Annotated in this window: 13 protein-coding genes; 9 read left to right on the top strand and 4 right to left on the bottom strand. The window is 50.2% G+C overall.

The window, feature by feature from the left end; all coding sequences use genetic code 11:
• Window positions 1–3: 3 nt before the first annotated feature.
• Complete coding sequence (locus tag H6F76_RS26425; RefSeq protein WP_242036859.1) at window positions 4–1,428, bottom strand: FAD-binding oxidoreductase; 1,425 nt, start codon at window positions 1,426–1,428, stop codon at window positions 4–6.
• A 274-nt stretch (window positions 1,429–1,702) separates the two neighbouring features.
• Between H6F76_RS26425 and H6F76_RS26420 the strand changes: the two genes are divergently transcribed.
• Complete coding sequence (locus H6F76_RS26420) at window positions 1,703–2,800, top strand: response regulator (RefSeq protein WP_190512766.1); 1,098 nt, start codon at window positions 1,703–1,705, stop codon at window positions 2,798–2,800.
• Window positions 2,801–3,134: 334 nt separating this feature from the next.
• Here H6F76_RS26420 and H6F76_RS26415 read toward each other — a convergent pair whose 3' ends face one another.
• Window positions 3,135–3,479 carry a hypothetical protein gene (locus tag H6F76_RS26415; RefSeq protein WP_190512765.1) on the bottom strand — a complete coding sequence of 115 codons (345 nt, stop codon included), beginning with the start codon at window positions 3,477–3,479 and terminating at the stop codon, window positions 3,135–3,137.
• A 14-nt stretch (window positions 3,480–3,493) separates the two neighbouring features.
• Between H6F76_RS26415 and H6F76_RS26410 the strand changes: the two genes are divergently transcribed.
• Both H6F76_RS26410 and dnaK read left to right on the top strand, forming a co-directional pair.
• Complete coding sequence (locus H6F76_RS26410; protein WP_190512763.1) at window positions 3,494–4,036, top strand: Hsp20/alpha crystallin family protein; 543 nt, start codon at window positions 3,494–3,496, stop codon at window positions 4,034–4,036.
• Between the two features lie 293 nt (window positions 4,037–4,329).
• Window positions 4,330–6,243 (top strand): molecular chaperone DnaK, encoded by a 1,914-nt coding sequence (gene dnaK, locus H6F76_RS26405; protein ID WP_190446356.1) that lies wholly within the window; start codon window positions 4,330–4,332, stop codon window positions 6,241–6,243.
• A gap of 154 nt (window positions 6,244–6,397) precedes the next feature.
• Here the strand turns inward: dnaK and H6F76_RS26400 are convergent, their stop codons facing one another.
• A complete protein-coding gene (locus H6F76_RS26400) occupies window positions 6,398–6,808 on the bottom strand; it encodes an ester cyclase (protein ID WP_190512760.1) in 411 nt (136 codons plus the stop codon).
• Between the two features lie 87 nt (window positions 6,809–6,895).
• Window positions 6,896–7,744, bottom strand: coding sequence for an S-formylglutathione hydrolase (gene fghA / locus H6F76_RS26395; protein ID WP_190512758.1), 849 nt, complete (start codon window positions 7,742–7,744; stop codon window positions 6,896–6,898).
• A 153-nt stretch (window positions 7,745–7,897) separates the two neighbouring features.
• On the opposite strand from fghA, the gene H6F76_RS26390 reads away from it, so the two are divergent.
• The 6 genes from H6F76_RS26390 to H6F76_RS26365 all read left to right on the top strand — a co-directional run bounded on the left by H6F76_RS26390 (window position 7,898) and on the right by H6F76_RS26365 (window position 14,547).
• Window positions 7,898–8,395 carry an HNH endonuclease gene (locus H6F76_RS26390; RefSeq protein WP_190446353.1) on the top strand — a complete coding sequence of 166 codons (498 nt, stop codon included), beginning with the start codon at window positions 7,898–7,900 and terminating at the stop codon, window positions 8,393–8,395.
• A gap of 292 nt (window positions 8,396–8,687) precedes the next feature.
• Window positions 8,688–10,004 carry a bifunctional oligoribonuclease/PAP phosphatase NrnA gene (locus H6F76_RS26385; protein WP_242036858.1) on the top strand — a complete coding sequence of 439 codons (1,317 nt, stop codon included), beginning with the start codon at window positions 8,688–8,690 and terminating at the stop codon, window positions 10,002–10,004.
• Between the two features lie 169 nt (window positions 10,005–10,173).
• On the top strand, window positions 10,174–10,671 hold the full coding sequence (gene sixA / locus H6F76_RS26380; RefSeq protein ID WP_190512756.1) for a phosphohistidine phosphatase SixA: 498 nt from the start codon (window positions 10,174–10,176) through the stop codon (window positions 10,669–10,671).
• 96 nt (window positions 10,672–10,767) lie between these two features.
• A complete protein-coding gene (locus H6F76_RS26375) occupies window positions 10,768–11,235 on the top strand; it encodes a MarR family transcriptional regulator (protein WP_190512754.1) in 468 nt (155 codons plus the stop codon).
• A 295-nt stretch (window positions 11,236–11,530) separates the two neighbouring features.
• On the top strand, window positions 11,531–12,814 hold the full coding sequence (locus H6F76_RS26370; RefSeq protein ID WP_190512752.1) for an MFS transporter: 1,284 nt from the start codon (window positions 11,531–11,533) through the stop codon (window positions 12,812–12,814).
• Window positions 12,815–12,951: 137 nt separating this feature from the next.
• The gene (locus tag H6F76_RS26365; RefSeq protein WP_190512751.1) at window positions 12,952–14,547 is read left to right on the top strand and encodes a HAMP domain-containing sensor histidine kinase; all 1,596 of its coding nucleotides are present in this window, start codon (window positions 12,952–12,954) and stop codon (window positions 14,545–14,547) included.
• Window positions 14,548–14,568 lie beyond the last annotated feature (21 nt).

Raw genomic sequence — 14,568 nt, 5'->3', positions numbered from 1 at the left:
GACTTAAATTCCGCCTACAAATCGGTGGGGACTCAAACGGTTGTATGGATCAAATTGCTGTTTTAGTTGGCGCATCAGGTACAGTGCATTGCCGTTGTAACCCCAGACATCGATCGCCTGTTTAAGCGCCACTGGAGCCTGAAGGATAGAGAGAAACCCGCCATTTTCCTGGCAGCATGAGCGAATGTTTAAAAGGGTTTCTGGAGGCGTAGCAGCATCGAGCAGCAGCAGCCCCAGCCCGCTAGCAGCATGGATCTGTGCAGAAGGCAGCAGCCCAGACGGCGGTGCGATCGCTAGCTCATTGTGATGCTTAGTAAGAATGGCTAACAATGCCACCGTTGCGGAGGGGCGTATCCCTATTTTGCAGGTTATAGCATCGATCGGGGGAGCCGCAGTCATCCGTTCTCGTAAGCGTTGCCATAAAGCCGCATCATCAGTGCCCAAGAAAGAGGCGATCGTCAGACCTAGTGCCTTGCTGACCTCAACCATCCGATTGGTTTGTTCCTGTACGCTCGGCAGCATACTTTGAAAGCGGACGGCAAGCGCAGTGCCCTTTCCTATATCCATTGCAGCGACGAGCGATTCAGACAAGAGATCAGCACTGGTAGGGGTTAAAGACGAACTGAGCAACAGTTGGGTGGCGTGCGCGATCGCAGCAGCCTCTCCACTTAGCACAACCGTTTGCGATGCTTCGGGCAAGGGATATACCCGCAACGTCGCCTGAGTGATGATGCCTAACGTACCGTAAGAGCCAGTAAAAAGCTTCATCAAGTCGTAGCCTGCAACGTTTTTCACGACGCGTCCACCCGCTTTGGCAACCTGCCCATCGGCTCGGACGATCGACACGCCCAGCAACAGATCGCGCACACCGTTGTAGCGTTGACGGAGCGAACCTGTATCGGCTGTCGCGATGATACCGCCGATCGTAGCGTGGTCTGGATAGGCAGGGTCGATTGGTAAGTACTGTCCTGCGGTTGCCAGCGTTGCCTGCACATCTGCAAAGCGCATTCCTGCTTCTACCGTTACGGTTAAGTCGCCGATCGCGTGGTCAATCAGTCGCTTTAACCGCTCTGTACTCACCAGCAGCAGCGGTACCCTCTTCTCTTCAGCCTTCAGCCCTCTGCCCTCTGCCCTCTGCCCTCCTACCAGACCGCCCCATGCCAATTTGCTACCCGTACCACAGGGTAAAAGCGGCTGGCGATCATCTGCCTGCACCAGAGTAGCCAGAGCTGCTGGCGTATCAGGATAAGCAATACCACTGATGGTAATGTCAGGAGCAACTGCCTGAGCGATCAACGCCTGTTGAGCCGCAGGCAATGTCTCCCAAGCCTGCACCTCTACCGCTTCAGTCAGGCTCTCAAAGGTTTGGCGATCGGCGCGGTTTTCTGCGGAATGTATCCCCATGCGTTGCATCAACTGAAGGCTCATAGCCTACTCTAACAGTCACACGGACGACAATTGTGAATCAGCTAAATACACGGACGACGAAGCATTCAAAATCAACACACAATAGAAGATAGAACCGCTGATAGTGGTTGAGTAGGCAAAACCAAATCGCGCACGTGGTTAAACATGGCTGAACAGTTTGCTGTCGATCGTTCAATCACTAAGTACGGTTGACAAATTATTTAAGTACAGGAATATTGCAGCAATGTCGGATTTTGGTATGCCCCTACATGAATCGTGACATTGAGAGCAAGCGATGAAAAGAATTCTAGTCATTGAAGATGATCGCTTCATTCGGGAACCGCTTCTAGAGTTACTGGAGATTGAAGGCTTCAGCGTCCTAGGTGCTGAGAACGGCAAAATTGGTGTTGAACAGGCACAGGAGCATTTGCCCGATTTGATTCTGTGTGATGTGACCATGCCGCAGCTTGATGGCTATGAGGTACTGAAAGCTTTGCGGCAGGACACTGCTACGGCTGCCATTCCATTCATTTTTCTGACAGCACGAGGCGCAAAGACCGATTTTCGTCACGGTATGGCATTGGGTGCAGATGACTATTTAACCAAGCCTTGTGATGCAAAAGAATTGCTGACTGCGATCAACAGCCGCTTTACTAAACAGGCAGTGTTAGTTGAACAGTCCCAGCAACAGCTCGAAAGTTTGAGAAGCAGTATTGCACTGTCATTGCCCCACGAACTACGAACGCCTCTAAACGGCATTTTGGGGCTTGCCGAGGTGATTATTGACGATTACAAAAACATTGAGCGGCAGGAAATACTCGAACTAACGCAAGGTATCCATAGCGCTGCCGAGCGGCTCTATCGGCTCATCCAAAACTTTTTGCTCTACTCTGAGCTGGAAATTACCGCCCGTGATGACGAGCGCCTCGCGTTGCTGCGTAGTGGTGAGACGCGCATTCCTGCGGCGCTGATCATGGCTGTGGCAACGGCGATCGCCAAACAAGAAGGACGTGAAGCCGATTTGCATTTAGATTTGCAAGATACCAAAATCCAGATCTCGGATCTAAAGCTCAAAAAAGTGCTGGAAGAGCTAATTGGCAATGCTTTCAAATTTTCGGCGGCAGGTACTCCCATTCATCTGTCAGCCAGAATCGTTGACGAAGGCTTGAAGCTGACAATTACCGATCGTGGGCGGGGCATGACCGCAGAACAGCTTGCTAGCCTGGGTGCCTATATGCAGTTTGAACGCAAGTTTTACGAGCAGCAAGGGTCGGGGTTGGGCTTTGCTATTGCCAAACGACTGATCGAGTTGCACGGCGGCGACATTACGATCGACAGTATCCCAGAGCAGCAAACTACGGTACAGATAACATTTCCGGGCAGCCAGAGCTAATACCGTTAGAGAACGCTACGAAAGGGCACAGATTAAAGGACTAAATCAAGTCGAGCTTTTCATTTGAAGGCACGGCATTGCCTTGGCGTAGCCATGCCAAAGACGATTACTCCTACAGATTGTTCGGCTTTCATCATTCTGGTTACTAGCTACTACCGAACTTGAACTGTCCTTGCCCTTCAATGAAGAGGTTGTTTGAAAAATGTCTGGCGGTTAAAACCGCGATTACATAGATAAAGCTCACCGACACGGACTACGGAAAGTTAAGGGTTTTAGAACCTGCGTTTCTTGCATGCTGTCAAGCTAGGGGCAGTTTATAGCCCTTCGGGCATGGCTACGCTAGTGTCCGTGTAACTGCGACTTCAGTCGCCAAAGCTACTCTACGAAAAGCGACGGAAAACCCAACTAAAAAGACGGTTCTCCGCTGTATAAAATGGTTCGAAAATAAGTCTTTATCGGTAACTACAACTGTGCCTTGACGGTTTACCCCAATGTTGTAACGCCCTTGCTGCCCTACATTAGATTCATTGGCGCTATTAGTAAAGCTGACTGCTAAAGACATCGTTTTACTAACAACATTGCCAGCCTTTCTCACTATCTCAACGATTAATGTTGCAACGTTATAGATTTTCGCCTCGCTTACCGCAGCGCACTCTTTCTCAAGTCCCATCGCTTTCAAGAGGTCCTTCCACCATGTCACTCATTCGCTGGCAACCTTGGCAAGAAATCGAAACCTTGAGTCGTCAACTCGATCGACTGTTTGACGATTTCACTCCAGCTAATCGCACGGCTGCTCCTGCTGCTCACACTTGGACACCCGCGATCGAACTCAAAGCGACTGATGCAGCGTTTGTGCTTCGTGCTGAACTTCCCGGCATTGCTGCCAAAGATCTAGATATTCAGGTAACTCGCGCAGGCGTTTCTATCACTGGTGAGTATCGCTCTGAAACTAAGAATGAAGACGGCAAGTTTTTCCGGTCTGAGTTCCGCTACGGTAGTTTCCGCCGTGTAGTGCCCCTACCAGTTGCCATCCAAAACGATCAGGTTAAAGCTGACTTTACTGATGGCATTCTGACCCTGACGCTACCCAAAGTAGTGAGCGATCGCCCCAAAGTTGTGAAGGTTAACTTGGCTGACGCGATCACCGAACCCAAGCTAGAAGCCGACAGCAATCACATGCCTGCTGAAACGCAAACGACACACACTGATGACGTTTGGGCTGAGAAAGCTGCATAGGAAAGGCTAAAGGATAAGGGATGAAGTATAAAAAGCAATTAAGCCTTTAGCCTTCATCTTTTATCCTTTCTTCTCAACCGTCCAACCGTAGGTTCGGTAAATACGCCTTCATCAGAGCATCAATCGCAATCAGTATAGAGAGAGTAGAAGGCGCGTTGTGTGCCTCTTAGTAATATCAAGAGCGTTCTTGCTGACCGCCTGACTTTAACTGATGGCGCTTACCTGCTCTGGCTTGATTGGCTAGCTGCCACCCCCGTAATTGTTTTTGTAAATTTGATGGAGCCGAAGCACTCATGGCAAAAGTTGTTGGAATTGACTTAGGTACAACCAACTCATGCGTCGCAGTGATGGAGGGTGGTAAGCCCACTGTCATTGCCAATGCTGAAGGGTTCCGTACTACTCCTTCTGTGGTCGCCTTTGCGAAGAATGGCGATCGTCTCGTCGGGCAAATCGCCAAGCGTCAGGCGGTCATGAACCCCGAAAACACGTTCTATTCAGTGAAGCGTTTCATTGGTCGTCGCTACGACGAGATTACGCACGAAGCGACCGAGGTTGCTTACAAAGTTCTCAACGTTAACAACAACGTGAAGCTGGACTGTCCCGCTGCTAGCAAGCAGTTTGCACCCGAAGAAATCTCTGCACAAGTGTTGCGGAAGCTGGTCGAAGATGCAAGCAAGTATCTCGGCGAAACGGTGACTCAAGCAGTCATCACGGTTCCCGCTTACTTCAACGACTCGCAGCGTCAAGCAACAAAAGACGCAGGCAAGATTGCAGGTGTTGAAGTGCTACGGATTATCAACGAGCCGACTGCTGCCTCGCTGGCATACGGCTTGGATAAGAAGAGCAACGAAACCATCATCGTCTTTGACTTGGGCGGCGGTACATTTGACGTATCGATCCTGGAAGTCGGCGATGGCGTGTTTGAAGTGTTGTCAACCTCTGGTGATACCCACTTAGGTGGCGACGACTTTGACAAGAAAATTGTGGACTATCTTGCAGAAGAGTTCCGCAAAGCAGAAGGTATTGACCTTCGCAAAGACAAGCAAGCGCTGCAACGTCTGACTGAAGCAGCAGAAAAAGCCAAGATCGAACTCTCTAGCGTGACGCAGGCAGAAGTCAACCTTCCCTTCATCACTGCGACTCAGGACGGACCCAAGCATTTGGATACAACCCTGACTCGTCAGAAGTTTGAAGAACTCTGCGCTGACCTGATCGATCGCTGCCGTATCCCTGTTGAAAACGCACTCCGTGATGCCAAGCTCGATAAAAGCAGCATTGAAGAAGTGGTATTGGTCGGTGGTTCCACCCGGATTCCGGCTGTACAAGAACTGGTGAAGCGAGTTCTGGGCAAAGACCCTAACCAAACTGTAAATCCTGACGAAGTGGTTGCTGTTGGTGCTGCTGTACAAGCAGGTGTGCTGTCAGGCGAAGTCAAAGACATTCTGCTGCTGGATGTCACCCCACTGTCTCTTGGTGTCGAAACCTTGGGCGGCGTGATGACCAAGATTATTCCTCGCAACACCACTATCCCCACCAAGAAGTCAGAAGTCTTCTCAACGGCGGTCGATGGTCAAAGCAATGTGGAAATCCACATTCTCCAGGGTGAGCGCGAAATGGCGAACGACAACAAAGACTTGGGTGTCTTTCGTCTTGATGGCATTCCCTCTGCACCACGTGGCGTACCGCAAATCGAAGTCACCTTTGACATCGACGCAAACGGTATTCTTAACGTCACCGCTAAGGACAAGGGCACTGGCAAGGAACAGTCCATCAGCATTACGGGTGCCTCGACCCTGCCGAAGGACGATGTGGAACGCATGGTGCGCGAAGCCGAGCAAAATGCCACTGCTGATAAAGAGCGGCGTGAAAAGATCGACCTGAAAAACCAGGCGGATTCGTTGACCTACCAAGCTGAGAAGCAAATCAACGAACTGGGTGATAAGGTGCCTGCGGCGGATAAGACCAAAGTTGAAGGTCTAATTAAGGATCTGCGCGACGCGATCGCTAAAGAAGACTTTGACCAAATCAAGACGCTGACTGGCGAACTGCAACAATCGCTTTACAGCATCAGCAGCAACCTCTATCAGCAAGCCGGTGGTGATGCAGGTTCGCCTCCTCCAGGTGGTCCTGACATGGGTGGTCCTACCCCTCCCTCTGGTGGCGCTGACGATGATGTGATCGACGCTGACTTTACTGAATCCAAATAGTCTTAGTGACTATTGCTAAGTTGACCGCTCCTTAACTTCTAGGCTGATCGAGATAGCAAATGCTAATCGATCAGCCTTTTTTGTAGGCATCAGAGCCCCGACTTCTTCAAGTAGGGAGCTTCATCCTAAGATCGTCAGTGCAACCGTTGCACGCTTATGAAACCGGTAGCCCAATTTGAGTAAACCAGGTGTATTTGTCGATGTACCCACGCTGAAAATGAATTTTGCCATCAAGAATATGAAAGAAGCCACAGCCTTGCAGGGTATATCGCTTACCAGTAGGTGGGCTGCCATCAAGTTCGCCCAGAAAGGTACCACCACCACTCCACTCGACTATTCCCCACTCATCATCTGCAAAGAGATTTTCAACATGAGTGTAATTATCAGGAAAGGCACCAAAGAAAGCGACAAAACTCTCAAGTAGTGCTTCGCGTCCTTTAAGAGGATCGCCAAAAGCAACCTGATGGTTCACCGCGTCTTCGTGATAAAGCTCAACCAGGGCATAAGGGTCGCGAGCATTGTAAGCAGCAACCCAGTCTTGAAGCACTTGTTTTGGCGTTTTCATGTTGCTTTCTATGAGCTAGATGTCTCAAACTTGTAGCACTTCTAACAGTTCTCTAAGCTCTCTACTGTTGCAAAACACGAGCTTTCATTAACTCCAAAGAATCTCGGCATGATGGCGAATGTGGTCTTCGACAAAGGTGGAGATGAAGTAATAGCTGTGGTCGTAGCCGTCTTGCATTCGTAGCGTTAGTGGTTGTCCTGACTTCGCGCATGCTTGCTCAAACACCTGTGGCATTAACTGTTTTTCTAAAAACGTATCAGCCGTACCCTGGTCAATCAAAATTGAGTGTTTGAGTTGAGTTGTTAGCACAAGTTCGCTGGCATCGTACGATCGCCACGTTTCCTCATCGACTCCGAGATAGTTAGTAAAGGCTTTTTGTCCCCAGGGCACACGCATAGGAGCAACGATCGGCGCAAAGGCAGACACTGATCGATACTGCTCCGGGTTTCGCAACGCACAGACTAATGCTCCATGCCCGCCCATAGAATGACCAAAGATGCCTTGACGGTCTGTTTTTATAGGGAAATGAGCAGCAATAATTGCAGGTAGTTCTTGGGTCACGTAGCTGTACATCTGGTAGTGCGATCGCCACGGTTCTTGCGTAGCATCAACGTAAAAGCCAGCGCCAGTGCCAAAATCCCAGTCGTCCTCTTCACCAGGAATGTTTGCACCACGTGGGCTGGTATCGGGTGCCACCAGAATTACGCCATATTTTGCTGCAAATTGCTGCGCTCCCGCCTTCACTATAAAGTTTTCTTCAGTACAGGTCAGTCCTGACAAAAAGTACAGTACGGGCAAAGGTTCAGACTGCGATCGTGGCGGCAAATAAACTGTAAACTTCATCTCCCCCTTGCAAGTAGTGGATGGATGGCTATAAAAACTAACGGTGCCGTTAAAGCAGGCATAGGTGTTCAAGGGCGTGAGTAGTTGAGACATAAACTGAGAGAGCTTGATAGGGGGCTGGTTGCTTAATCGCAATCTACACTAAACGCGCACCTGCTGACCGATCACCTGCTCCTAGCGGGACTGCTACGCTCCTCTATCACATGTGTTACCATTTGTGAAACTCTTGTTTCAACAGAATTATCAATGGGCAAGGTTCTGGTGCTGAATGCGTCTTACGAACCGCTCAACATTACGAGCTGGCGTAGGGCAGTGGTTTTGCTCATTAAAGGCAAAGCCGAGCAGGTTGAACACAACGGCAAGTACATTTATTCTGGCTTTCCACTGCCAACGGTAATCCGGCTGCGCCACTACGTCCGCGTGCCCTATAAAGAAATTCCGCTAACCCGCCGCAACCTCCTTCACCGAGACAGCCATTCCTGCCAATACTGTGGCTATATTGGCGATGATTTAACGCTTGATCATGTGATTCCGCGATCGCGAGGCGGCGGCGATTCTTGGGAAAACATCGTTACGGCGTGCGTGCGTTGCAACGTTAGAAAGGGCAATCGTACTCCCAAAGAAGCTAATATGTTGCTCGATGTGGCACCACGCAAACCTTACAGCGGTTTATATTTTGAAGTAACCAAGCATCTCAAGAACGGAGTCAATCAAGAGTGGCGCAAGTACGTAATCGGTATCTAACGATCGACCCTTCAAGAGTGTGCTCTTGTCGAAGCAAGTCGTTAGAAGTAGCGCTGTAGCAGTAGACTCAGAAAACGGCATCAAAACGCTTAATGTTATCCCAGCCACAATCTAGCTCATTGGGCTGACCTGGGATCAGGTTGGCCAGTCGAGAGATATAGCGTTTGGCTTATGACGTTTCACCTTTTTTTTGCGAAGATCGAAACAGTACCCATAGTTTGACCCTTGCCAATCTCTGTAAGGGTCGTAGAGTACGCGCCGAAGCAAAGCTTCACTCACCTTTTAACCCCATATGCACGATTCGTCTCCCTCCCTCGACAGTCTGTTATTGCTCACGGAAACACATCCCTTGAGCGTCCAGGTGGCTCCAAATACTGTCGAGCAGACAGACCAGTTTGCTGCAAGACCGCTTCAGCCATCTCTACGCAGTCAATCATCTAACCATTCAGGAGCGAACCAAATAGTTCAGCCGTTTGCCTATGACGTGCCTCGGTCTTCAGAGCAAAGTCAGAAGGTAGAAGAACTTCACCAAACTTTAGAGCGGCATCGGGGCGATCGTCAACTCCTGATTCTTCAAGATTTTCCTGATCCAGATGCGCTCTCATCTGCCTGGACTTACAAGCTGATTGCTCAGAAATACGACATTCAGTGCGAGATGGTTTATGCGGGCACCCTTAGCCACCAGGAAAATGTTGCTCTCGTCAAGCTGACCAATTTACCGGTGCAGCGCCTCACGCCGCAAGTTTTAAAGAGCCGAGATTTATCGAAATATCAAGGCTGTGCTTTGCTCGACAACCAGGGAACCACCAGCCAACTATTGCCGTCTGTGCAGCAAGCGGGCATTCCCATTACGGTTGTGATTGATCACCACAGTATGCAAGGAGACCTTAACGCTGAGTTTGTCGATATTCGTCCCTACACCCGTGCCACAGCCACCATCCTGACGCAATACCTCCAGGCAGGACTGCTCAAGCTGGATAGCAATACTAGTGAACACGTTAAATGTGCAACGGCACTGATGCATGGGTTGCGGTCTGATACTAATGCGCTACGGCAGGCGGGCGAAGAAGATTTTCTGGCAGCCGCATACTTGAGCCGCTTTTACGACGCTCAACTGCTGAATGCCGTCCTGCAGTCGTCTCGGTCGCGCCAAGTGATGGATGTGATCGAGCGCGCGTTGAAGAACCGTATCGTGCAAAACAACTTTTCGATCGCGGGGGTTGGCTATCTTCGCTATGACGATCGTGATGCCATTCCCCAGGCAGCAGACTTTCTCGTTACTGAAGAAAACGTTCACACGGCGGTTGTTTATGGCATTGTCCACGATGAGGATGAAGAGTTAGAAGTCGTCGTTGGCTCACTTCGTACTGACAAACTGACGCTTGACCCAGACGAGTTTATCAAAGAAGCCTTTGGTCAAGATGCACAAGGACGTTTCTTTGGCGGCGGACGATCGCAGGCAGGTGGGTTTGAAATCCCCCTTGGCTTTCTGTCTGGTTTTACCGAAAGCTCTGAATACGCCAAGATGAAATGGGGTGTTTTTGATGCCCAGGTGAAGCAAAAGCTGCTGCGGTTAGTTAACCCCGATCAGCACTATCCAAATGGTTAAGTGAGGCAGAGGAGAAGGCTAAACATTCTCTAGAGCTTTGCTTTTTTAGTCATAGTTCTACTTTCCCTCTGTAGCCTTAAGGATAGGCTTTCATCACAAGCAACGAGCGTGTCCTTCATCCCTTTCATCCCTTAGCCTTCATCCCTCATCCCTTAGCCTCCCGCCTTCTATGCCAGCACTCGATCTTTACCTTATCCGTCACGGTCTTGCTGGAGAGCACGGAACCCATGCTAATGACGATGAGCGACCCCTAACTGACGAAGGGTTCCGGAAGACACGACAGGTAGCAAAGCGGCTTCATGCGCTGTCACTCCAGTTTAATATCATCCTGACTAGCCCACTAGTGCGAGCGCGACAAACGGCAGACCTTTTGCTAGAGGCAAAGCTGGCTCCGACCTTGCAAGTAACACCTGCACTAGCACCGGATGGTAGTTTGCATGAGTGGTTAGCCTGGTTAGAGAGCTGGCGATCGCTCGAAACCAAAGCGCTGGCATTAGTAGGGCACGAACCAAACCTGAGTCTTTGGGCAGAAACACTGCTCTGGGGAAAAACGAATGGCGTGTTAACACTTAAAAAAGCGGGTGTGCTGGGGCTAACCTTACCGGAACAAACACCGATCGGTAACAGTACTCTCTTTTGGCTAACCCCACCTCGATTTTTACTGTAATGGCGTAGGGCAAACAGCTTCAGTAGGTCATTGCTAGTGCCATGCAGACGCAGTATGCTAAATAGTAAGCACGCTAAGTAAATAAGGTGCAGCCAGATGGTCCTGCCATCAACGGAACCACCCACGTCAGAGCCGTTCCATGCAGTCCTAGCACCACACGGCATTGGCTACCGGATCAAGCTCTTGTCGCAGCTTTTGGCACGTCGCTTTCAAGAGCGATTGGATCAGTTTGATCTGACCATCTTTCACTGGGTCGTGCTTTGCTGCCTCTGGAAAGAAGATGGTTTAGCTATTTCTAGCCTCGGCGAAAAGTTACAGCAGGTCGGTGGCACGCTTACGGGGGTACTCGATCGGATGGAAAGCCGAGGCTTGATTCGGCGAGAACGCGACCCTCACGATCGACGCATCTGGCGCATCTGGCTAACTGAAGACGGTCACAAGTTTGAAACCATTTTGCCGCCGATCGCAATGGAATTGCGTGAACAAGCGATGCAAGATATGTCTCACAGCGAACGTGAACACTTTTCTGAGTTGCTGAACCGCGCGATCGCCAATCTCTCGTAGGCAGTACTTCTGCTGTTGTCTAAATGCGTCTCTACTTAAGCAGGGAGTCTATCGGGAAAAGTCCAGCGAATGGATTTCCTCTGGCTAGAAAAGTGCGTTGAAGTAAACACCTCAATTCATCCTCAAGTGTTACAAACCCTTAATCAAAGTTTGCTAGTTTATTCGTAAGCAGAAACTACGCATACGAAATAACGGTGATGGAGAAATTGAAAGGATTGATCAAGCATGAGCGTTCAACTCAAAACGTGCTCTCGTCCTTCCTCATTTCTTACTTCCTTCTATTAAATGAAACGCAATGAATTTCGGAATTGAACGTTTAAAGCCGATGTTACGCGCCCTACGATCGCGCAATTATCGGCTTTTTTTCTTAGGACAGGGTGCATCGCTTATTGGCACCTGGATGACACAAACTGCCACGATCTGGCTGGTTTATCATTTAACAGGTTCGGCACTAATGCTGGGATTAGTTGGTTTTGCCAATCAGTTTCCCAACTTTGTGTTGACTCCCTTTGCAGGCGTGTGGGTCGATCGGTGGGATCGTCGTCGGACGATCATCATCACACAAGTTCTTGCCATGATGCAGTCGCTATCGCTGGCGTTTCTGGCTTTGACCGGCACGATCGAAGTCTGGCAGATTGTGGTGTTGGCGGCATTTCAGGGCAGCATCAATGCGTTTGATATGCCAGCGCGCCAGTCGTTTGTTGTGAAGATGGTCGATCGGCGAGACGACTTAAGCAATGCGATCGCCCTCAATTCATCCATGTTTAGCAGTGCACGGTTGGTGGGTCCTGCGATCGCGGGTTTAATCATCGCTGCAACAAATACAGGCGTTTGCTTTCTGATTGATGGCGTGAGCTACATTGCCGTGATTGCTGGCTTGTTAGCTATGCGCCTGCCGCCCGAACCACCAGTAGCGAGCAAACCAGCAGAAACCATCTGGTACAGCTTGAAAGAAGGGTTCGATTACGCCTTCGGGTTGCAGCCAATTCGTTCCATTCTCCTGCTGATTGCCTTGGTAAGTTTGGTAGGAATGCCCTACATGACGCTGGCACCCATTTTTGCCTCCGAAATACTCCACGGCGGACCCGAAACGCTGGGCTTTTTGATGGCATCGTCTGGGCTAGGGGCGCTGATTGCTGCTGTTTATCTAAGCGCTCGACCGAATGCATTAGGGCTAAGTAAGCTGATTGCGATCGCCCCAGCCATTTTTGGCAGTGCGCTGATTGTCTTTGCCCTTTCTCGCGTGCTGTGGTTGTCTATGCTAGCAGTGTTGCTCATTGGTATGGGTCTCGTCTTGCAACACACCTCCGGTAATACCGTGCTGCAAACGATCGTTGATGATGATAAGCGCGGCAGAGTGATGAGCTTCTACATGATGGCGTTTACCAGCACCGTCACCTTCGGTAATTTAGTAGCAGGCAGTCTTGCCACACACATTGGCGCGCCTAACACGCTCCTGCTTGGCGGCATCCTCTGCATTAGTGGCTCCCTTCTGTTTACCAAACAGCTACCGGAAATGCGGCGCTCAATGCGACTCATTTATCGACGTATAGGGCTGCTGCCTCAACCTGACTCTTAACGCTCACTCACCGGACATCGCCACCTCATTGTTCGGTTCCACGGCTCCTCTTTGATCAATAATCCAGATATGGTCATAGTAGGAGTTATGCAGAAGGGTATTCCAACGACGGTTATCCCTAAGTAGAAGTGAACATTGTGCCTAAATGGTTACTACCAACTTTAAGTGAAATTCTGGCGTTGAACGATCCAACCTGGATGGACTATTCAGCGCCAGCAGCAACAATGGAGTCGATCGCAACATTTCGATCACACCGTTCGGCGCTACAGCGCGTGCGAGCAGAGCGAGAATGGTCTGGGGCGATCGCCGCCTTAAGTCTACTGCTGCAAAACGTGGTGGCAACGGCTGAAGCGAGTGACACTGAACCAACGACGCAAGGTTTTGTGCTGTCGGGACCGCTCCCAGTTATTAGTCATCCCGCCTTAGTCTGCAATTTTTCTACCTGGTCGCTAACGGCAAATCCGCTGAATGTTGCAGCCTGGTTGCCGTTACAACTGCTTCCAGCAAGTGATCAACAAACGTCCGTCGCTTCCCAGCTAGAAACAACGTCCGCCTTACCTTTGTTACCCGGCGATCCACTGGCAGCCGAGCAATTTTGCCTGGTCTTAACGTCCCGTTTCAGCCTGGTTGTGGTTTTGGGCGAATCGCTGCTGGGCGAACCAGCGTTCATGTTTTCGTTTATGCCAACGGTTGTCGAACAAGCGTGGAATGCGATTCGCCCGCGCATTTTGCTCATGAATTCTGAGCAGATCGAACAGTTAGATGCCTTAGCAGCGCAATTTGCTCCTGTAGCGCCAGACTATGCAACTGTAATGCGGTTTAGCCGCTTGATGTTGGCGCATTTACCAGAGCCGCTAGAAGAAACACGCAGCGAAAAAACCGAGGGGCAGTCCGTTGCACAGCGTCAAGAGACAACCAGCAAGCGTCAAGGCGATCGTCAAAACGTTCGTAAACACCCTGCGCCATCGCATTACCAGACGATGCCGTTGCCTGATGCTGCCAGTCTGGATGTTGAATTGCTGCAAGCCCTGGCTCATGAAATTCGTACACCTCTTACAACCATTCGCACCCTCACGCGATCGCTGCTAAAGCGAATTGATCTTCCTCCTGATGTAGTGAAGCGTCTGAGCATTATCGATCGTGAATGTAGCGAACAAATCGATCGCTTTGGCTTAATCTTTCGTGCCGTTGAGCTGCAAACCTCATCGTCGCGCCCCAGTAAGATGTCGCTCACGCGGACGCCCTTAGCCGAAATGTTTAAGCAAAGCATTCCGCGTTGGCAACAACAGGCAAGCCAACGACAGCTTACCCTCGACATTGTGCTGCCTCAGAAGATGCCGACCGTTGTAAGCGATCCAATGATGTTAGACCAGGCGCTGACCAGCTTAATCGAACGCTTTACGCGCAGCCTGCCCGTGGGTAGCCATATTCAAGTAGAGGTGGTACCCGCAGGCAATCAGCTTAAGGTGCAGCTTCAGTCTGAAACAGACTCAGCAATGGCAGCTCAAAAGCAGCATCGACCATTGTTACGATCGCTTGGGCAACTACTAATGTTTCAACCAGAAACGGGCACCCTTAGCCTTAATCTGGCGGTGACAAAAAGCTTATTTCAAGCACTAGGTGGCAAGCTTATTGTGCGCGATCGGCCACAACAGGGCGAAGTAATGACCGTCTTTTTGCCGTTAGAAATGAGCAGTATGGAAATACTGGATGCAGAGCCAAAATTGCTTTAAAGCAAAACTCCCAAGTTCGTA

This window comes from Leptolyngbya sp. FACHB-321 (assembly GCF_014695975.1).
Classification (GTDB): domain Bacteria; phylum Cyanobacteriota; class Cyanobacteriia; order Leptolyngbyales; family Leptolyngbyaceae; genus Stenomitos.
Note: the sequence above shows the minus strand (reverse complement) of the source record. Positions and strands in the feature narration are given on the sequence as shown.